The organism is Arthrobacter sp. ISL-85 (genome assembly GCF_018613675.1).
Taxonomy (GTDB): Bacteria; Actinomycetota; Actinomycetes; order Actinomycetales; family Micrococcaceae; genus Arthrobacter.
The window spans coordinates 62,039-82,124 of sequence record NZ_JAGGPQ010000027.1 but is presented as its reverse complement, the minus strand read 5'-3'; the positions used below and the strand labels follow the sequence as shown (position 1 = coordinate 82,124).

General features: G+C 58.4%; 12 protein-coding genes. 4 read left to right on the top strand and 8 right to left on the bottom strand.

The window, feature by feature from the left end; genetic code table 11:
* Positions 1-146 precede the first annotated feature (146 nt).
* The 3 genes from J7I84_RS19835 to J7I84_RS19825 all read right to left on the bottom strand — a co-directional run bounded on the left by J7I84_RS19835 (position 147) and on the right by J7I84_RS19825 (position 4,689).
* The gene (locus J7I84_RS19835; RefSeq protein ID WP_214946237.1) at positions 147-2,417 is read right to left on the bottom strand and encodes a DUF262 domain-containing protein; all 2,271 of its coding nucleotides are present in this window, start codon (positions 2,415-2,417) and stop codon (positions 147-149) included.
* Positions 2,414-4,111 carry a DUF262 domain-containing protein gene (locus J7I84_RS19830; protein WP_214946236.1) on the bottom strand — a complete coding sequence of 566 codons (1,698 nt, stop codon included), beginning with the start codon at positions 4,109-4,111 and terminating at the stop codon, positions 2,414-2,416. Before J7I84_RS19830 ends, J7I84_RS19835 begins: the two co-directional genes overlap by 4 nt.
* 137 nt (positions 4,112-4,248) lie before the next feature.
* Positions 4,249-4,689 carry a DUF4230 domain-containing protein gene (locus J7I84_RS19825; RefSeq protein ID WP_214946235.1) on the bottom strand — a complete coding sequence of 147 codons (441 nt, stop codon included), beginning with the start codon at positions 4,687-4,689 and terminating at the stop codon, positions 4,249-4,251.
* Between the two features lie 436 nt (positions 4,690-5,125).
* Here J7I84_RS19825 and J7I84_RS19820 point away from each other — a divergent pair, with 436 nt between their 5' ends.
* Both J7I84_RS19820 and J7I84_RS19815 read left to right on the top strand, forming a co-directional pair.
* Positions 5,126-6,445: a hypothetical protein gene (locus J7I84_RS19820; RefSeq protein ID WP_214946234.1), complete on the top strand. Its 1,320-nt coding sequence runs from the start codon at positions 5,126-5,128 to the stop codon at positions 6,443-6,445.
* 79 nt (positions 6,446-6,524) lie between these two features.
* Positions 6,525-6,752 carry a hypothetical protein gene (locus J7I84_RS19815; protein WP_214946233.1) on the top strand — a complete coding sequence of 76 codons (228 nt, stop codon included), beginning with the start codon at positions 6,525-6,527 and terminating at the stop codon, positions 6,750-6,752.
* Between the two features lie 26 nt (positions 6,753-6,778).
* On the opposite strand, the gene J7I84_RS19810 is transcribed toward J7I84_RS19815, so the two are convergent.
* The 4 genes from J7I84_RS19810 to J7I84_RS19795 all read right to left on the bottom strand — a co-directional run bounded on the left by J7I84_RS19810 (position 6,779) and on the right by J7I84_RS19795 (position 14,767).
* Positions 6,779-9,397, bottom strand: coding sequence for a DUF4268 domain-containing protein (locus J7I84_RS19810; RefSeq protein ID WP_214946232.1), 2,619 nt, complete (start codon positions 9,395-9,397; stop codon positions 6,779-6,781).
* 205 nt (positions 9,398-9,602) lie between these two features.
* Positions 9,603-11,648 (bottom strand): protease Lon-related BREX system protein BrxL, encoded by a 2,046-nt coding sequence (brxL, locus tag J7I84_RS19805; protein ID WP_214946231.1) that lies wholly within the window; start codon positions 11,646-11,648, stop codon positions 9,603-9,605.
* Positions 11,645-13,972 (bottom strand): BREX-1 system phosphatase PglZ type B, encoded by a 2,328-nt coding sequence (gene pglZ / locus J7I84_RS19800; RefSeq protein WP_214946230.1) that lies wholly within the window; start codon positions 13,970-13,972, stop codon positions 11,645-11,647. The genes brxL and pglZ overlap by 4 nt, the downstream gene beginning before the upstream one ends.
* A 21-nt stretch (positions 13,973-13,993) precedes the next feature.
* Positions 13,994-14,767, bottom strand: coding sequence for a hypothetical protein (locus tag J7I84_RS19795; RefSeq protein ID WP_214946229.1), 774 nt, complete (start codon positions 14,765-14,767; stop codon positions 13,994-13,996).
* Between the two features lie 24 nt (positions 14,768-14,791).
* On the opposite strand from J7I84_RS19795, the gene J7I84_RS19790 reads away from it, so the two are divergent.
* A complete protein-coding gene (locus tag J7I84_RS19790) occupies positions 14,792-14,953 on the top strand; it encodes a hypothetical protein (RefSeq protein WP_214946228.1) in 162 nt (53 codons plus the stop codon).
* 533 nt (positions 14,954-15,486) lie between these two features.
* On the top strand, positions 15,487-18,276 hold the full coding sequence (locus J7I84_RS19785; RefSeq protein WP_396020092.1) for a hypothetical protein: 2,790 nt from the start codon (positions 15,487-15,489) through the stop codon (positions 18,274-18,276).
* Positions 18,277-18,633: 357 nt separating this feature from the next.
* Here the strand turns inward: J7I84_RS19785 and J7I84_RS19780 are convergent, their stop codons facing one another.
* On the bottom strand, positions 18,634-20,043 hold the full coding sequence (locus J7I84_RS19780; RefSeq protein ID WP_214946226.1) for an amino acid permease: 1,410 nt from the start codon (positions 20,041-20,043) through the stop codon (positions 18,634-18,636).
* Positions 20,044-20,086 lie beyond the last annotated feature (43 nt).

Below are 20,086 nucleotides of genomic sequence, written 5' to 3'. Positions count from 1 at the left end.
TCACCACCAAACACGAAGAGCCATTTACGTCCGATAGCTCGCCACAGTACGCGCATGCGGCATAGAGTCGGCGCGGCCGCTCGGCATGTGGAAGTTATCGACGCGGGCCGGCATCATGGATACATGGCGGGGGATTTACGTGCCGGTCAAAGTCCCGCATCAAGAAGCCGCCGCAGAACATCCGTTCCTAGCAGGATCCGGTCAACCGCGTCGATACCGTCCACCTGCTTGATCTCAATGAGGCCGTTCGCGGAGGCGCCGAGGTCGCGCCGGAGCGAAGTGTAAACTTCCGCAAACTCCTCCACTGCAGGTCCGGACAGCTCCAATCCTTGCGAAACTGAGCGGATTCCGACACCGCTCCGCGTGAGCTTCAACCGCCGAGGAGTAGCTTCATGCCCAGTGAACCAGGGGTCTTCCACGCCCTCGGGGCTCCCGGCACTGCGCCAAATCGCAAGGAGATACGGATCCCGGTACCGACTATTGAGCGTGGTTGTACCGCCTCGGAGCATGCACATCGAGTAGCCCAGCGCCCCACCTTCTGAGTAGTAGATTCCCGAGCCGCCCTCACGCATGTCCGAGTATTTCACCATGTAGTAACGCCAATCGAAAGAGAGCTCCGCGTCATGCTGAGCGAGCCATTCCGATTGCAGGGCCCCCAGTGTCGGCTCTAATTCTTCGCAACAGCTGATGGCATCCAGGAGCTTGGCCAAAGCGGATCGCGTCTCCGACAGCGCCTCTCGATCTGCCCCCGTCAATAGTTCACGCCAGGCATTCTCGTATCGCTTGAACCTGGTTCCGAATTGAAACCTTCTGTTGTTGGTTGTTCGTTGATACTCGCCCGTTGCTAGCAGCGCCCCTGTGACCTCGGGCCAGATTTCTGGCGCTGACGCCAAGCGAAGGAACGCGTCGGTTCGAGCAGCGAACTTGTTCGGTTCTAAGCAGAAGGCGCCTATAGATCCGCGCAGGAGGTGACTGTCTTCCAAACGATGAAGCGACGGGGTGAGCTCAGGGTTTGCGACCAGGAACTCTCGTTTCAGCAATTCCTCGCCGATCTGCTGCTTGTTGAAGCTCTCGAGTTCGCTGAGAGCGCCGTCACGCACAAGTCGTTCAACGTCCCGGAGCAACCTGGGCATCCGGTCCAGACGCAGTTCATTCGTAGAAGCTTCTATGAGATTACGCAGGGTCCGGATCCGGGCTCGAGGTGCGTCTGTCTCATGCTTAAGGTGGAGAAGCACGGCGAATAGCAAAAGGCTCTGCCCGAAAGTGAAGATTCGTGTTCTTCCGCTTGTTTCACCGAAGGTCCGGCAGCAAACATCAAACAGATTGATCCGCTGGTCTCGGAAGAACAGCACAATTCGGTCGGCTTTATCCCCGTCCTCCTCCGCCGCGCCCCTGAAGAGTCCAGTAAACACGGCGGCGATGTCCCGGCCTACCCATACATCGAATGCCTTAAACAGGAAGTCCAATGACTCACATCGTCGGACATTCGCCTCCCCAAATACCCGCTCAGTGCTCCGGCTGAGAAGTTCTCGCCGCTCACGTACGTCAGCGTCTGGATCGGCCCACTCGCACAACTCGGTGATGAAGCCTATGTAGCGTATGAATTCGTCGTCGACCAAGTCGTCTTCACCGCGGAATTTCCATAGCAAGTCCGACCATGCCCCATCAACCCTTTCGGCAAACTCCATAGCCCTCTCGGTTGATTCAATCGACTTCTCAAAATGCGCCTTGAAATTTTCGAATTCCGTCAGTGGCTTCCCGCGTGAGTTCATCTTGATGTAAAGGTCCGCAGCCGAGCCCATATCAGACGGAGCCAGGACGAGGAAGGAAACCGCCGGCTTGATCGGATCTATGAGTCGCACCCAAGCGGCCTTGGCATCCTCGGTCCGAAACCGCCTGTGAATTGCATCCAGCACAACAAGCATGGACTGGATCGTGGGATCATGGCGCCAAACGAAGAGGTACCACGGCTGGTCGATGATCCATGCCGACGGTTGATCAATGGAGGTTGGCAGCGGGGACACTGCAAGGCGTTCGCAGAATAAGCGTGCGCTCGGTCGAGTGGCGTATGTGAACTCTGTCCACGGCTGGCGAGAATGGAGCTCTCCCGCTCGCGAGGCCAGATACCAGTGCAACAGGAATAACGTCGTCAGCCGCTGCTGACCATCGAGGGGTTCCAGCACACCAGACTTCACCTCACCGTAAACAAAGTCGAGGTGGACCGGATCCGGATTTTCTTCGGAGACGGCCAAGTGAAGAACGTCAAGGAAGTTGTTGCGAATTTGTTCGATGGTGCCGTCTTCACGGCCCTGCGCGTAATCCCTCTGAATTAATGGGACTTGGATCGCCCTCACTTGGGCCTCATCATCGGAAGCAAAAAGGCCGGTGAAGGTAGTCAAGCGGCTTGGCGTATTCATGCTTGGCCCACTTCTTCCATTAGGTAGCCGCCTATTTCCCGGCGAAATGCGTCCAAGTACGCGCGGCGATCCGCTGCGCCCCAAAAGTGGACTTGCTGCGCGCCCTCCTCCGTGTAGTACTTCAGGAACACATTTCGTGTACACACCGGTATATAGGAACCCATACGGTCTCTCCGGAGTATTTCGAGCCTTTTCACTTCAAAAACAGCGTTGCTCAATGCGCTGTTGTCTCTGCCGCCGAGAAGTGCAAGGTTGTCAATGACATGCACGTCACCCTCCGCACCCTCATCACCAGACGAAAAGATCGCGTTGACCTGGCGCTGCAATTCAGGAAACGTATGGCGGCTGATCGTAGGGATCGCGTCGTCAATGCGGCGGATCATGTCAACACGACGGTCATGGTCGATCGGAAGGCCGACTAATGCGTCTCGATGTAGGCGGAGCCAGCTGGTCCACTGCTCGGACCTATTGAGTGCTTCGGCATTCTGTGCGTGGATATGCTCCAGTGACCATGCCCCGGCGGCGTGGGCATGAAATGAATAGCGTTCCGAGGAATGTTGCATCTTGCGGATTGTTTCGACGTTCATCAACAGCAGAGCTTGGGTCGCCTTCTCCCTTCCTGCCGCACTCTCATAGGAGAGCCCGGATAAGGCTGTGTCTGTCAGATCCAGTTTCGTCTTGATCATGTCGTCGAGCAGCGCCTCGAAGCTGCTCTTAGTTTTGCCTTCTGCGACAGTGACAAGCTCGTCGAATGGAGTCTTAGTTGCGATCAGGTACCCGACCTTGTGAAAGAGATTTCGGTCCTCGTACCAGCCGAGAATCAGGGAGTGAAGGTCAAGGACTTTGTTCCAAAAGGTCTTGAAGTCGATATCAATTTCGGCACGTAGCGAATCAAATGTTTTGAAGGCCGCTGTTTCAGGCCCTGTCGACCCACCTGCGAGACAGTCGAGCAGCAGAGCTATATGGTTCGACTGACTGTCTGCCTGCCCTGTCACAAACGCCCACAGCTCGGGCGCACGGAGATCGCGTTCGAGGGTGTCCCACTGGGCGGCTATCTCTTGAGACCGGCCGGGCCCGTCGGCATCACCTTGAGCGCGGGTGAGCAGAAGCGCCTTCACCAACTCCGCGTCCGTCAAGGGGATGCGACCAACATTAAGCCGGGTAAACAGATCGGTAGAATCCATTGCAGTTGGTGCCTCGTACCAGATCACCTTCACACGACGTGACAAATCCGTGTAGAAGTCGATTGCCGCCTGAGTTTCGCCAGGCCCTAAAGATTCAAACCAGAATCTGATCGTAGAAGCGGCCCTGTGGATGTGGAAGAAGTCGATGTTGCGTCTGCTGCCCGCCTCGTCAGGGTCCTTCAAATACTCCTGACTCCCACCCCGGGTGGCATATTCGAGCTCGAATTGAACCTTTGCGAACGGCAACGATCGGCGGATGTCCTGCAGAATAAGGAACAAGGTGGTAAGTCGCTGTTGGCCGTCTACAAGCTCCCATCGACCATCTGCCATTGATTTCACGACGATCGGCTGCAGGTAATATGCCGATTGGTGACGGCTCTCCGCGATATCGTCCAGAAGGCGTGTAACTTCCTCTTCGCCCCACCGATACCCACGCTGGTACGCGGGGATGAAAAACCGGCCTTCTATATCACCGACAAATCGATCCTCTAATAAAGCTGACTTCCCCATTCCCGCAACTGTACCCAGCCCCTCCGACATTGGAGGCGGTTTCGATAGCGTTTCACTACGTGTTTAGCCTGCCGTAGCCGAAACTATCCCCGGCACACGCAATGCAGGGCTTTGATCAGAACGATCAACGCCACAATCTAGTCAGACGTATCTCTCTCAAAGGAGACCTCGTACCCGAGCGACCCGAACAGACCGGTCAGCATGCTCTTGGTATTCTCATCCGCTCTCTGCCGCAGCTCAGAATCCTCAGCAGCTTTGGCCATGTCGGATTCGGCGAGGAGATAGAGTTCGGCTTGTTGGGGCGCCGTGAACGCATCTACGACTCGATCAGCAATGCCGCGATCCTGGCTATAAACATAAGAACGTTCATGGTCGATGTTTGGCTTGTCGAGCTGCGGCTCAGGCAGCCGAAGGGTCACCGATTTGCCGTCCGCTGCCAGAGTAAGGTCCGTATCGGCCAGGCCTGCAAGATCGATATAGGCGTTGACGGTGCCAGCGGCTACAAATAGCGTCCGTCGTCCCGCTATGAAATCAGGAAGCCCCCCGGTGTCATCTTTCTTATCCAACAAAAAGCTCAAAATTACCGACCGCAGCGTGGTACTGGCTTACATCCCGGACGGATTTGAGAAGAACGCTTTGGCTCCGCCCGCTCTTGCTCGCAAACGGGCCGAACCCAAGCATGCTCGCTACAAGCGTTACAGCCAGTAGCAGCGCTACCGCAGAAGCAATGTACGCTGCCGGCTTGAATGATTTAGCTTCGGACACTAGACCCCTTTTGCCTTGAAACGGCCTGGGTTCCGTTCCTGATGATTGCATGCCAGAGGTTGCTGTCTGGCTGATTCAGGATCAGTGTAGCGGGACTCGCCCAACGCTAAGCATGGCGACACTTCATGCGTTCCTATACGAATGTGGGACGATAACCACCGGTGCCATTTAGGCAAGGACCATGTTCTCAGGTCCTCCAGGGGCGTCGCTCCCACCGCCAAGGCGGTTTCACTTCCATGAGGGGACACAGTGACTACTGACAGCAAGGCACTCGTGCCGGTATGGACACTAGCTACAGAGGCAGTGAGCGTTGCTGACGTGCTGGGTACTGAGGGTCTAACAACGGCTCGCCTCGCAGAATTGCGGACCGTTCTGGCAGCACTCGCGGATTCTCCCATCGCCACACTCGAAATGCACCCGATGCCAGAGACCCGCGATCGCAAGGGGGGCCTACCGCTTGACGTTGCAAGTCCGCTCGCAAAGCAGCTGGCGCAGCTCGTAACGCAAACAGCGAAATCCGCTCCCCCGAAGGTGAATCTGGCCGAAACGGGAGAGGTACTTTACCGGTTGGTGGTGCCTGCCAAGCTTGCCGCCCAGGCTGGCCAAGGACTCGTTCGTCCTATGGCCGCGAAAGGAGTTGCAGGAGCTATTCATGGTTCCCTTGTGAACTCGACCGGAATCGTGGGTGCCGCTACATTCGTCCCTGTCGCAAGCGGAGCAGCAGCTGCAGGCACGGCCGGTGCTGCAACTGGTGCGGCAGCTACAGCTGGCGTGGCGGTCGCCAGCGCTGGAGCCCTGACGGTGGCCGCACCACTTGTGCTGATGGCCGTAGCCGTAAGCGTCAGCGCCCATGCCGAGCACCAGCGCCAGGAAGCGATTGAGCGCATCACTGAACTCTTGGAGCAGTTGCACGAGGACAACCTTGATAAGGAACGCAACGAGTTGGACGGTTGCCGTGAAGCGATCGATAAAGCGACGTCGATCCTACTTGACCAGGGCCGGATCGGCTTTTCGCTCGGCCTGGATTCCTCCGTGCATGGTATCAACACCGCTATTGCGGCTACCCGTAGGCGGCTAAAGAAGTGGGAAGCTGCACTGGATGCCCTGCCCGACGGCGCAGTCGAAGTGGGCGAACTAAAGAAGTCATTTCCTGGCATCACCGAGGAAGGCGGCACCTTCCGGGCGCACTTGGAAATTGCCCGGCTAGCCGTCGCTCTTAAACGCCGGGTGCTTGTGCTTCAAGCAGTCGAACACGCCCAGCAGGACAAAGGCAATTCGTTCAAAAGTTTCATCGGGGCGCTTCATGCTGACGGACGCAGCACCGACGAGTTGGAGTCGGGCATCAACCAGCTTCTGCTTCGACTGTCTGCCCTCGAGGTGAAGCGCGACGGCGGTTTCCGGCTTCCCGCATTTACGCCCGGCGAGGTAGACCAGCTGTTGCAGGCCGCATATCGACTTCGTGCTTTGGGAGACGGTCTCCAGCTAAATGACCACCGGGACGACGTCGCAATTGAGATTGAGCGGAACAGCGACGGGTCGCTCGTAGTTTTCCCTGCCTTCCCCGCCTAGGTTGTCGATGCGCAGAGCGCCCATAGGCCTTGGGCACGTTTACCTAATAGGAACAGCCATCTCAGATATGGAGCAGACCATGGCCGGAAAGGCAGACAAAGCCGCAGCCGCGATGAAGGACGTCGGACAAAAGGCTAAAGCCGCCACTACCAAGCTTTACGTTCTCGCCAAGGAACCGGCGATGCAGGCCAAGGCCGAGAAGCTGGTTGCGGACGGAAAGAGAATTTATCGTGCAGCAACAAGCCCCGAAGCCAAAGAGACCTACCGTAAGGTTGCGGCAGTAATAGACAGGATGCGGAAAAAGTAGCAACGGCCGGGAGCCCTGCTAGCTCATCACAAACCTTCCGGGGGCTGTCTTGCCAAGTCCGGTTCCCACTCCAAGACAAGTTGATCTTCCGGAATCCCTGGCAGATCCCGGTTGCGCAGGTACTTAGCAAGTACCAGCGCAAACCTGTCGGCCCGCGCTACGAGCCATTCCACGAGCTCCTGTGACTGGGCCTCCTCAAGGAAGTCGCCGGGCCGCCTGCTAACAAGTTTGGAGGCCTTGCGGTCGGGCTTGTCGTCCCACTCCACCTCAAACCCTAGATCGGCTTCGATGGCGGTGCGCTGGGCAAGCAACTTCGCATAAAGACCTTTATCGGAATTGATCCAGATCTGTGCGGTTACAAGCTTGCTCTGCGAATTCACCGAAAGCGAGATCACTGCACGGGAATCCCCGAGGCTCACGTCATACCAATTTTGTGGAGAGGGCTTGCGCCAAGTACCAATGTGGGGAGCGTTCACAAGCCCGTAGTCCCGTACCCGCTCGAAGAAGTCCAGCTGGGCGTTCTTCAGGTCCGCGTTGTTTGCCGCCCGAGTATGACCGCTCACCCTGTTGCGTCGTGCGGCGATCACATTCTCGTCGACGTCAAGACCCGCGGCTTCAGCAAGCTCCTCTGCACCAATAAATTGGTCGCGGTCCGCGCGTCCTTCAGCGTCGAATTTAACTCCTTCCTCCTCGAGAACCGCCCGTGGGTCATCGTTGCGGCCGGGTTCCAGCCAACGGAAGCCGGGCGAGATGGTCCCGCCACTTTGCAGGACACGCCAGGCGTTCGCTATCGGATAGTTCGCAAGCATCCCGGCCAGTGGCTGTGGCCACGTGTTCGCCACGATGGCGACATCCCCATAGGAGCTCCATCGGCCGGCTGGGATCTCGGCTACAACCGCAGCAATTTGGCTGCGAAGAGCTGACGGCTCCTCGCCGACTGCAATAATGCTTTCGTCAGGGCCAGGCCACAAATCGATGATCTTCTCCGCCAGTTCAGCGCTGCGCGCGTTGATCTCGTCGGCACCCCAAGTGGTGTGGGCGGCAATCGCTTGATTCATCGCAACGCCGCTCTTAGCCAGCAACTCCCGCTTCTCGTGGAAGGGCTTGTTGCTGAGCTCGCTGTTGTACCCGCTGAGAGTTAGGTTGCCGAGAGTGTGTACAACGCGCTCATGCTCGTATTCGATGTCTGCGTCTGCGTCAAAGCCCTTTGCGAATGCTTCCCGTACGGGCTCAGTCATAGTTTGGGGCAACACATGCTCGATAGTCAGGTGCCTTGGATCAAGGTCGACAATCTCCTTCGGGCGGTAGGCCTCTTCGAGCCACTGCAGGATCAGCTTTTTCTGTGTTCCACGACCCTGCCAGTAGAAGGCGACGGTACGAGCAGCCTCTCGAACCTGCTGATCGGTTGCAAAGTACTTCCGGCCCTGGGACAGGTAGTCGCGTAGAGCCACGTCGATGTCCTCGGCACCGCTGATCGCACCAACAGCCTGGAGCAGGGTCCGGTTCAGGTTGGCGGTGGCACGGCCGATGATGATCCGCCGCACGAAGTACGACTCGAGGTATGTGAAAGCGCGAACCACTTGATCATTGGCAGCGGTACCAGCGGCACGACGGGCGAGAATCTGCATAACCACGGGATATGCGGTTGTCGAACCCCAGGCTTTTATCCTGGTGAGTCGCCTGCGGATCTCGGCGTGTTTCTCCTCCGCAGGGTTGAGAATAGTAGCGAGCACGTCGCCCAGTCCAACTATACGAATTACCTCAGCCTCTACCTGGTCAATGGTCCTGAGTTTCTCGAGCCGCTTTTGCTGTCCTACATATGTATCAGATTGTTTTGCCCGTTCGTCGCGCTGAGCGAGGTCGAGCCAGAACAACAACTCGAGGTTTTCAGAGTCGAGCTTATTCTCCAGTGGCAGCCAAATGTTGTCGTAGACGGTTTCTGCACGGTCACCGAGCCGCATGAACAGGTAGTTCTTGAGCAGGTCACTTTGTGTCAGGCGAAGGCCAGTATTGTTCAAGGACTCGAAGATGCGGTGTGCGTTGTCTGACGGTTCGGCAGTGACGACGACGAGCGCCAGTCCGCGGACGACGGCGGCCTCGAGCAGATAGAGGTCGTGTGGGTCGTCTGGGTCGTCAACTGCGGCGATCTTCGATCGGAAGAATCGGTAGGCGTCGCCGACGGTGTCCTCGCCGCCGGCCTGAGGAGCGCGGTTGAGAACAGCCATATAGGCGGGCCGGTCTGTCTGCGTCGGCATCACCTTGAGTGGCTTGCCGTTGTCGTAGACGTTGACGAGGTATTGGGCATCGATCCCGCGAGCACGGTCAGTCTCCCCGGTTTCGATCAAGTGATCTCGGAGTGCGGCCAGGAGCAGAGTCAGAGTCGTCAGGCGCTGCTGGCCGTCAACGACAAGGAACTTATTTACGCCGATGGCCCCGAAGTCAGGACTGCTCGCAAGGACGAGGGACCCGATGAAGTGCGACGCCTTCGGGTCATCGCCAAGGGTGCGCTCCAGCTCCACGACGTCCGACCACAGCTGGTCGAGCTGCTTCTTACCCCACGAGTACACACGTTGGTAGAGCGGAACCTGGTACTGCTTCTTACCTTCCAGAACACCCGCAAGCGTCCCGTTCTCCGCTCGAACCACACACGCCTCCTTGGTCTTGGTAGTGATGGAACGAGATTACAGGGTGACGTCATCTTGTGCTCCGCTGCGTGCGTGGCCTGTCGCCGGGAAAGCCGGATCCGACTCTGCAAGCTCGTTTTGTCCTCAACGACACGATCACGGGTAGCACGTCGTATGGTCCTAGGCTAATCCTGTTCGGTCAACCAAGGTGTCATGCTGAAAGTGCTTACGCGTCCAACGCTTTCAAAAGCGCATCTCTGGCATCCGTGTAAAAGACAAATGCAACTTTGGCAGCCACCTCATCGGATACCTCGACTAGCTGCCGACGCGCGGAGACCGGAAGCAGAAGGGCGGAGGCCCCCTTTTCCATGGCCAATTCCGCCAGCTGGCTGGCGTTGATCACTGTCTCGATTCCGCCGCCCAGGGTCAGACTGCCCGCAGCAATTAGTCCGCCTCGTACGCTTCGCTGCAGGAGTGAGCTAGAGAGAGCTAGGAGCACAGGAAGACCGAGCCCCTGCCCGCTTTTGGCAGTGTCCATGGCTCTGGCCTGCACCGTGAATTCGTGCTCACGTGGATGTCGGTCCCCAACAAGTAACTGCGCTTGGGATAAGAGGTTCTGCTCCGCAACTTTTACGCTTTCCCGCAGAGGCGCAGGCGCAGCCTGGTTGAGAAGCCGGACTCCGCTGCCAGGCGTTTCCGTGACGTCAATCCGATATAGCCCGGCACCGCTGTCGGCGCCACCTTCGGCCACGCCCCAGACCTGGCCAGGGGGAAGGGGATCTAGGCCGATTGTGTCCGGGCTCTGCAGTTCGGGCGTTGAAACAAACTGTTCAACTCCTTCTCCGATCCGATATCCGAATTGCGTGTTACGAAACTCGACCGCTCCAATGCGGCGCTGCTGCTCCTTAACTCTCCGGCGGCATTCGAGGGCAAGACGTACCGCCCACTCCAATTCTCCGTCAGGGACAGGCGTCTCAGGATCCGGATAAAGAAGTTTGAGAAGACCGTCGATAGTCTTGTTGACAGCTGTTAAATCTCGACCAGAAAGCGAGTCCCCGAAGTGCACCCGTCCTTGTACGGCAGGAAGCCTGGACTGGGATCGCAACCGAGCCCAGCACTCAGACAAGAAATCACTCACCAGACCGAAGTGGCCGGTGAAGTAGCTTGGGTCGAGTTTGGGTACATCCCAGCCCGGCAGGTAGGCATGGAGCCGGTCCATAAAGGCCGTGTCATCCCTCATCTCTTTGGGCAGCGGTGACAGCAGGTGTCCTATCCTCTGCTGATGCGCGACATCAACCTCGAAGTTTCCCACGAGCGCAATTGATCCATCAGCTCTGATCGACTCACGGCCTCGAGAGAATTCGCCCGATTCCATGTAGCCCTTCATGATGTTAACCCCGTCTTTCTGATCGAAAGAGACACCAGAAACTTCATCGAAGCAGACGACGTCGTATTGAGCTACAAGCCCCCGCTGTCCCGTGGAGTTGTTCACGAACATGCGGGCAACTGTTGCCTTTCCTCCAGAGATGAGGTGGGCGTACGGGGACACCTGTTGATACAGGTGGGATTTCCCAGTTCCACGTGGGCCTAGTTCCACGACGTTGTAGTTCCGGACCACGAAAGGAATCATTCGCATGAGCAGGATGTCCTGCGCCCGTTGATCCAGGCGCTCAGGCTCAAACCCGACTGATCGGAGCAGTAGCTGCTTCCATTCCTCGGTGCTGAAGCTCTGTCTGCCTCTGGCGAAGTGTTCGAGAGAGTCTCGAGTTGAGAGCTGGATGGGTCGCAGACTCACGACGCCAAACGGTCGGCCGCCCCTCTCTTCAGCGATCGTGGAGTCGTACTCCAGGTCAACTTCTGCGTAAAAGCCTCCCGTGAGCATGCGCTCGTTGGCGGATACAAGCGCGTCTGAAATCCTCGCATCGGAAATCTGAAGACTAGGAAGTTCCGCGAAGTATGTGTTTGATTTGGCATCGAGCTTGGCCTTCATCAGCTCAATGATCTTCACAGAACCACGTTCCCGGGCCCGAGATTTGAAGAGTTCTTCCTCGCCCGCACGTACTGCCCTGTCGCTCAGTAGCTTGCGTACGATCTCAAGACCTTCTGCAATCTCGTCGTCGTCCGTAGTGGCGCAATACCGGCCCAGAAGAAACTCGCCCACGTAAGTAGGCACGGGATAAGCGCCTTTGAACTTCTGGGCCAAGTCCTTTCGGACTACGTAGCCTTCAAAGGCTTCAGCGGCGATCTTATCCACCGGGTCCAGGCCGCTCATGCATTACCTCCAACAGCAGTCATAACTTGGTGAACGATCTTTCCCGAGGCATCCAGCAAGACGATGTAGACGGACTTCTCGAGCCAGTCATCGTCCTTCACCAGAACTTTGGCTTCACCGTCAGTTACTGGTTTGGGACCCGCGACGCAGCTTGCGGAGTCGCCAGGCGCTCCGCGGAGCTCAACGAGTAGACCTTCAGAGGCGTGGGCGATGTCAACTCGGCACCTCATGCCTTGCCACTTGAATCCTTCAATCTTGGCTTCAAGAGGACTGGGCGCTCCGCGGCCAATCGTGATGACTGGGGTCACGCTTTCATGGAGGCTTAGGCCCCCATGCGTGTATACGACGCCGGCTTCGAAAGACGCAGCTCCCGGTGCAGTAGTCATGAAGACGGATGAGTCCCAGGTCCAGGGAACGGTCGGGTAACTCACGTTGGTCGTGGATCCTGAAAGTCGGGCCACCCGGTCCTTACGGCACTTCTCTCCCTCCGTTAAATGAAGTGGCACCGGGGTTACCTTGCGCAAGGTCCGAGGTGCAAGTAGCCAGCCGTGGTCGGTAACGATGACCACTCGGCTCCAGCCAGCTTCCAGCAAGGAAAGTACGCGATCGACGACGAGGCTTAGCTCGCCGTCGATCCGATCCACCAGCTTGTGCCCGTGCGAATGCCCGCTGGAATCTAGGTCGCCGATTTCTGTCCAAGCTTTTCCTGAGGGATTTCCGAACGCGGAACTCGTCAGTTTCTGCACTCCAGAGAAATCGAGGGCTTTAGAGAACACCGCCCCTTCCATGCCGGAACCGTTCTCACTGCCAGCGGCAAAACCTGGACCAGGTCCGAGGGGAACGTTGAAGGGGGCCACGGCGGGTTTCCCTGTGGGAGTCACGGTTGGGAACCCTGACAAGCGATAGTCAATGTCCGCGATTAGATTATTGGAGGCGAGTACAGCGCGCAATCGGTGTCCAACATCCATTCGAAGCCCGTCAACGAAGACCACACAGGTGCCGTTTGCAATGTCCAACCCCGTCTTCGCTCCGTAGCCGCCGGTGGTACACGCGTACTGAAACGCGGTTGCCGTACTCTCGAGCCACGGTTCGTAAATTACCCCCAGCGCGGTTCCCACCGCCTGCCGGTCAGCCAAGGTTGTTACTGCAGCTAGGGCGCGGAGTGCCTGATCATCGATGCGCCAGGAAGATGTCAGGTATGCGAGAGCCTGTTCCTCAACCGTCCCTGCCCCCTGTGAGGACTTGAGCCGCTGCACGATATCAGCCAGGTATTTGAGGGCGCGGGCAAGAGGACTCATGCCCAGTACCGACCACACCCAGTCACGGCGGGGACCGTGCTCCCTATCCAGAAGCAGCAGCCGGGCGGAAGCCTCGTCAGCCGTCATCGACTCAGTAGAGTTAAGCATTTTCCGTAGGTCGTTCTCGGCTTCAGCGTTGCTGGACGGCCAAGAATCAGGATGTTCGTCGATTTCGAATAAAGCACCTGTATCTGGCTTAGCCTGGTTGAGTACTGCCGGTATGTTGGGATACTTAGTGGGGTTGTCGACAAACCGAGCCCAGACATTGGCCCAGTTCCCGCTACGACGGCCCAGGAGCGCCGCCCCTGTCAGGGGCGTATCCTTCCGCGGGTCAATGGAGTACTGCGATGAGGTCAGACCGCAGAACGCCTTCCAGCGCGACGGATCCATAGACCCCTTCGCTGATTCAGGATCATCGATCCACCGCAGGACCCCTGCTACATCGTCAGGCATAAGCAACTGCTGAATTCGGCCTGCGTCGATCCGGCCGAGTGCGTTAAGGTCCTCGGTGTTCTGAGTCAGCAGTTCGCTTAGTCCGTCCACCAGGACATTTGAGGTTGCCGCGTCCTTGGCGATTGCGAGCCCTGCGCCGGCTGGGCTCCCCAAGAAAGACAAGGGCGTCCAAGGGTGCCCGTTTTGTTGCTGCCACCATTGAGCTCGATATTGCAGTTCAGCCAACGGCTGGAGTTCCTTCGGCGCAGTTTCAATCCCGCGAACATCCGCGCGCGACCAGCCCGGCATGTACACAATCCATGGAGTCTTCGCGTCCGGTGTCGCATATCCCGCGGGGACGTTGATTCCGCCTGCCAGCAATGTGCGAATCCAAATGGCCGGTCCCTGCAAAGCCTCGGGTTTCCAGGGGCCTAGGCAGCATATGGGTGCTGCTTCTTGGAGCTGAGGAATGACGTGCTCCCAGACGCGATCGGGATCAGCCCACAAGATGGCCGCCGGGGCGACCTGTCCGTTGCTGTCGTGGCGCGCTGATGCACGGATCGACGCGGCAATGGTGGCCCGAAGCTTGGTCATGATTCCTTCCCTGCTGAGGCCCTAGCCACGCGCGGCTTGCTTTTCCAGCAACGTGAAGTGCAGGTCGTTGATTCGGTCTGTGCCGTCGACGTTCTTTCCTCGATCCTTGTCCCATTTGACGTTTACCTTGGATCGCAAAACGCCGGCCGTGACGAATGGCCGGATGTTAATGCGGACGCCGTCGTCCAAGTCCGGATCCCAACCGACCGGTTGATCACTTAGCTCCTTCCACCTGGCATAGATGTCATAGGGGGCTTCCCCCTGAAGCACAAGCTGGAGTTTCTGCTGCAGAGCCTCACCCGCGCGCAGTCTCAAGTCAGCTCCGACTACTCCTCCGGCCACGTCCTCCCGCTGACGGGAAAGCCAGGCACCCAAAATTGTGTAAGTCAGTTTCTCCAGTTTTCCTTTTGTTAGGCTGTGGTAACTAAGCAGTGCGGAGAATCCGCCCTTCTGCCCATCCCAAATTTGCCAAATGAAGGGTCGGTTGTGGAAAAGCGCCGCGTGGCGCGTGAAAAACTTGTCACGCAGCCAGCCCTCGATGTCGCCGGCTTTTCCTCCCGCGTCCACAAGCAGGGCGTCGCGTGTAGCTGAGGACCATTCGCCGCCGTAGGCCTTAGCCAGCAGATCTACTAGTCGATCTGCGGCGTTGCGTTCACCGGCGACCGCAGGGATGCAGACAATGCCGTCTTCGTCTGCCAGTGTCACGAGACCATCGTCAATCTGGTCCGGCCAGGCGTATCCAAGAAGCCTGGCAACCGCCATCTCAGCCGCCAGTTCCTTGAGGAGGCGGGGCATTTCCGCGTCAACGGCTTCAAGGACATGGGCCGGGCTCCGGAGCAGCTGTACGTCGGGCTGTCCCGGGCGCGGAGCCTGCTGGTGGTTGTGGGTGATTCCGGGCTGCTGGAGGAGGCAGGCGGGCGGGAACTGAAGCTCGCGCTGGCGCGCACGCAGGCGTGGAAGCCGGTGCTTGCCGGCGGGTAGCGGCGGCGCTAACCGCCGGTGCTGTCATCGGACATCAAACCCTCCAGCTAGGGCGACTTTGAATAGTCAAGACAACGCGTCGGTCAGAACCGACTTGCACCCTGACGTCCGTAACGGTCTAGCCACCGCTAGTGACGATCTAGAGATTCGGAGGTGACAAAGCGTGAAAATAAGGGCCTCGCGCCACTGCGGACCCTCATTTTAAGGAAGGTTAAGCGTGCCAAATTTGCTTGGCAAGGGAGGGCTGACTCCGCCTCGACTCTCAGATTAAAGGACCGAACGAAATGGTGGCCGGCGAAGACTCGACTTGGCATCACAATGAGGCTGTCTAAATCTCCGATCGTCATTTGCATCGGATATCAGTGGCTTCTTCGTGCACACCGAAGGTGTGTTTGTTGTTAGCGTCGTCCAGATATCAGCTGAGGGAAGCACACCGGCTCGTGGAGAACTAGATCCAGTAGAGTTACGAACTACTTGGCCGCACGAAAAGGCGTGCCCTTGATGCAAGGAAGAAGCAGTTGACAGTCCTGGAAGTGCACGCACCGGATGATGCCGTCTTGGATGTGGTATTCATACACGGTTTGGATGGCGATTCACTGACCTCTTGGTGCCGAAACCCAGGAGACACGTCGGGGTCGTTTTGGCCTAGTTGGTTGGCGGAGGACCTGTCAGGTTTAGCAGTATGGTCTTTGGGCTACCAAGCTCGTTCCAGCAAATGGCTAGGGCGAGCCATGACGATCCAGGACCGCGCGATCAATCTTCTGGCCGAATTACAAAGCCACGGCGTTGGAAGCCGTCCGATATGTTTTGTCACCCACAGCATGGGTGGTCTGATTGTAAAGGAGATGCTCCTCCTTGCGGCCGAGGGCCTCACTAATTACACGAACTTTGCGGATGCGGCCAAGGGCGTCGTGTTCCTTAGCACACCCCACAACGGCTCCGGTTTAGCTACCGCCGCGACTGCCTTGAAAAGGCTTTACCGCAGCACCTCAGCTGTCAAGGGTCTCGAGCGCAATGGCGCGCACCTGCGGCAACTGGGGGATCGCTACCGCGACTGGTGCAACGAGGTCGGTCTTCCGAATCTCGTATTGTTCGAAACACATCCCACTAGGGGCGTTCGAGTTGTTGATGAATCGTCTGCTAACCCGGGTTTAGCTCATGTCCGTCCGATACCCGTAGACGCCAATCACCTCAACATAAGCAAACCGGAGGACCGCGACTCACTCGTTTATAAGCAAGTCAAGTATTTTCTCGAAGAACTGCTGAATGACCTCCAGAGAATCGATGTATCCCCGATATCGAAAATCAACATTTCTTCAAGTACTGAGACTCGCCCCCTCGCGGAAACCCCAGAACCCTTTCTCCTACCCCTCGACAAGCTGGACCCGTTTGACCTCGAGATTCACCCCTCCATTTCCCCTGAATCGCATATGGGCGACTTGCCAAAACTAACGCGGTACGTTGAGCGCCCCCATGACGTCAAACTCGGTGAGATATTTCAGTCGGCAGAATCGGGTGAAAATGCGATAGTCGTTCTGGTCGGAAGCTCGTCGTCGGGAAAAACGCGGGCCGCTTGGGAGGCTGTAAGTCAACTCCCGCCGTCGTGGAATCTCTGGCATCCACTGGTCCCGATGCGCCCAAGAGCAGTTGTGAATGGGATCGCCAGCATCCCACCTCGCACGGTTATATGGCTAAACGAGCTTCAACACTACATACTTACGTACCCCTCAGAGGTTGGCGAGGAGGTGGCGGCTAGGTTGCGAATGCTGCTCCGGGACAAAAGTCGAGGTCCAATCTTGGTAGTAGGCACGATCTGGCCTGAGTACCTCGCCCGAATATCGACGCAGCCGGCGGCAGGAGAACCTGACCCACACTCTCAGGCGCGGTCTCTTGTCACCGACCGGGAGATCAGAGTACCTACCGCCTTTACTCCAGCTCAACTTGAAATGGCGAACGAAGCTGGGGATCCCCGACTTAAGCAGGCTCTCGCCTCATCCGCCTCGGCAGAGATAACTCAATACCTTGCTGGGGCACCTGCTCTACTCGAGCGATATGAAGCTGCGCCAGCAGCAGCGCGAGCCGTGGTCAAGGTCGCGATCGACGCAGAGCGCCTTGGACAGGCAGAAACTCTTAACCGTTCGTTTCTGGAACAAGCCGCAGTTGGGTACCTTTCGGATAACGAGTGGCATATCTTGGGTGATGACTGGCTGGACCAGGCACTAGAATATTCCGGAGGGATCTGCCGGGGCGCCACAGGTCTGCTCGTATCGCGTCGGTTGCGGCCCACTGAGGACCCCAAAAAGCTGCCGCAGTTCATCCTCGCTGACTACGTCGCTCAGTGGGGACGTAGGGTCAGCTGTTTCGAAGTTCCGCCAGCAGCTTTTTGGGAGGCAGGGCTGAAGCACCTCACGACACCCGAGCAACTAATATCGCTCGGTGACGCCGCAGCCTCTCGATGGCGAATTCGTCATGCCGCCATGCTGTATCAGCGTGCAATTGATGCTGGTGATCCTGATGCGTTCTTCCGCATGGGAGAGCTTGAAGAATCGCGCGGAGAGACGGCCAGAGCCTTCGAACTCTTCCTCAAAGGTGCCAACGCTGGAAATCTCGGCGCGCAGCTAAAGGTTGGCGACAATCTATCCCATCAAGGCCACCTTACGGATGCAAAGCACTGGCTACGTGCGGCTGCGAATCAGGGCGAATTCCGGGCTCTGCAATCCCTTGCACAAATCGCCGAGGCTGCCGGCGATGACAGGGAAGCCGTCGGCCTCTTGCAAGAAGCTGTCTGGATGGCGGGGCTCAGTGCATCGAGTCCGCTGCGTCAGTTGGCACGGCTCAGAGAAAGGCTAGGTCAAGACACAGAGGCAGAAGCACTGCGCAAACAATCGCGAGCAGGAATCCAAACAGTGATGCGAAGGAGTCTGGCCGATATGGCGCAACGAAGGGGTGGGATAGCTGCACTCGAGCGGGAATGTCTAGAACAGGTTTCAGCAGCTCAGGACGAAGGGCGAACAGTGGACAGTTTTCACCTCGAGCTGCTGGCCGAAATTTATGAGGAGAGCGGGGAAGGAGCCAAAGCTGAAGGTCTCGCTGATTTGATTGCTGAGCGAGGCAGCATGTCTGCATTGTTGGCACTGGTCGCCGAACGCTTCAACAAGGGCGACAAGCGTGAAGCTGAACGCCTGGCACGAAAGGCCGCCGATGGTGGAGACTCGTATGGGCTCCACGAGCTGGCGCGCTGCAGTCCTGATAACGACCGACTACAGCAAATGCTCAAGTTCGGTCTCGAGCCAAACGGACAAATTTCCTCCACGAGCGTCTGAGTTCTCGGTCGGCAACAGAAACCGCATCTGCCGACGGGCTCCACACGAGAACGCCCGCGCTGAAATATTCACCCTCAAGATGACTCCGGGCGACGACGGCAGCGCCGAAGGTTCGAAGCGTGAAGTCCAACTTCAAGGCCTCCGGGGAACTTGGTAATTGTCGACGATCTAATCCCCGCGGTGGTTTGCTACTGCCTTGCTGAGGGAGTCCCTCCGAATGGCCCTGCTGCGGAGCGGCGGGCGTTGAGTAGTCGACCGCCTTAAGGCCGGCGCCAGCTTACATGGAGACGGTGCGCCCAGCTTAAGCTGGACGCACCCGTTCTCTATCAGGAAGCTGGGTTGGCCGAACACGTCATCCTAGTCGACGAACACCCTTGGCTTGGCTTCGTCCGATGCTTCAGCAGCCGGAACCTTCTCGTTCCGCTGGTTCAACCAGCAGCCCACCGCCAGCAGCACCACAAGTCCGAAGGTGCTCACCAGCTGGGGGCGGGAATCCTCGCCGATGAAACCCACCGTGAAGATCGCCGCAAGGATTAGCAGTCCAAGCGAAGTCAGCCAGGGGAAACCGGGCATGCGCAGCGGAAGCTCTGTTCCCTCGCGGTCAGCACGGAACCGCAGGGCGAGCTGGGCCAAGAGCGCGGACGTCCACACCAGCAGGCAGGTCGAGCCGACAGTGTTGAGCAGGACAGGGAGGATCTTCTCGGGGAAGGCCAGCTCCAGCACCACCGTCACAACACCAAACGCCACGCTGGCCAGCACCGCGGCCACCGGAACCCGGGCCTTCGAAACCGAAGCAAGCCAACGAGGAGCTTCACCTCGCTCGGCCAGGGAGAACGCCATCCGGGAAGCACCGTAGAGGTTGGCGTTGAGGGCGGAGAGCAGCGCCGCCACAGCCACCAGCGTGATGGCGGTTGCTGCACCCGGCATGCCGGCGGCGTCCAGCACCGCGGCGAACGGGCTCTTCAGCCCCGCCGAACCCACCGGAACAACAGCAGCAATCACAAAGATGGCGCCGATGTAGAACACCAAAATCCGCCACAGCACCGTCCGGACTGCTTTCTTCACGCTCCGTGCAGGCTCGGCCGTCTCGGCTGCAGCCACGGACACGATCTCGGTGCCGCCGAACGCGAACGCAACCACAAACAGCGCCGTCGCAATTCCGGCAAAACCACTGGGCGCGAAGCCAGCACCGGTGAAGTTAGACAGGCCCGGAGACTGCACGCCCGGCAGCCAGCCGAACAGCAGGGCAAAGCCCACCAGCAGGAACCCGACAATCGCCGCGACCTTCAGCAGGGCGAACCAGAACTCGAACTCGCCGAAGTTCTTCACACTGGTCAGGTTCACGGCGGTGAGCACCACAATGAACACGAAGGCCATCAGCCACACCGGCAGCGCCGGGAAGATCGTCGCTAGCAGGCCTGCTGCGCCCAGCGCCTCGGCGGCGATGACCACCACCAGCTGGATCCACCAGAGCCAGCCCACCGTGGCGCCGGCCACCGGCCCGTAGGCCTTGGCGGTGTACACGGAGAAGGCGCCGCTGTCCGGGTTGGCGGCGGCCATCTCGCCGAGCGCCCACATGACCAGGATGATGAGCGTGCCGGCGACGAGGTAGGAGATCAGCACAGCCGGGCCGGCGGCCTGGATGCCGGCGCCGGAGCCGATGAACAGGCCGGCGCCGATGGCGCTGCCCAGGCCCATCATGGTCAGCTGCCGGGGCTTGAGGGCCGCGCCCAGCGCGCGGGCAGACGTCGTTGTCTGGTGTTCCATAAAGGGATTCCTCTTACTTAATAGGTGCAACGGAGTTGGGGAA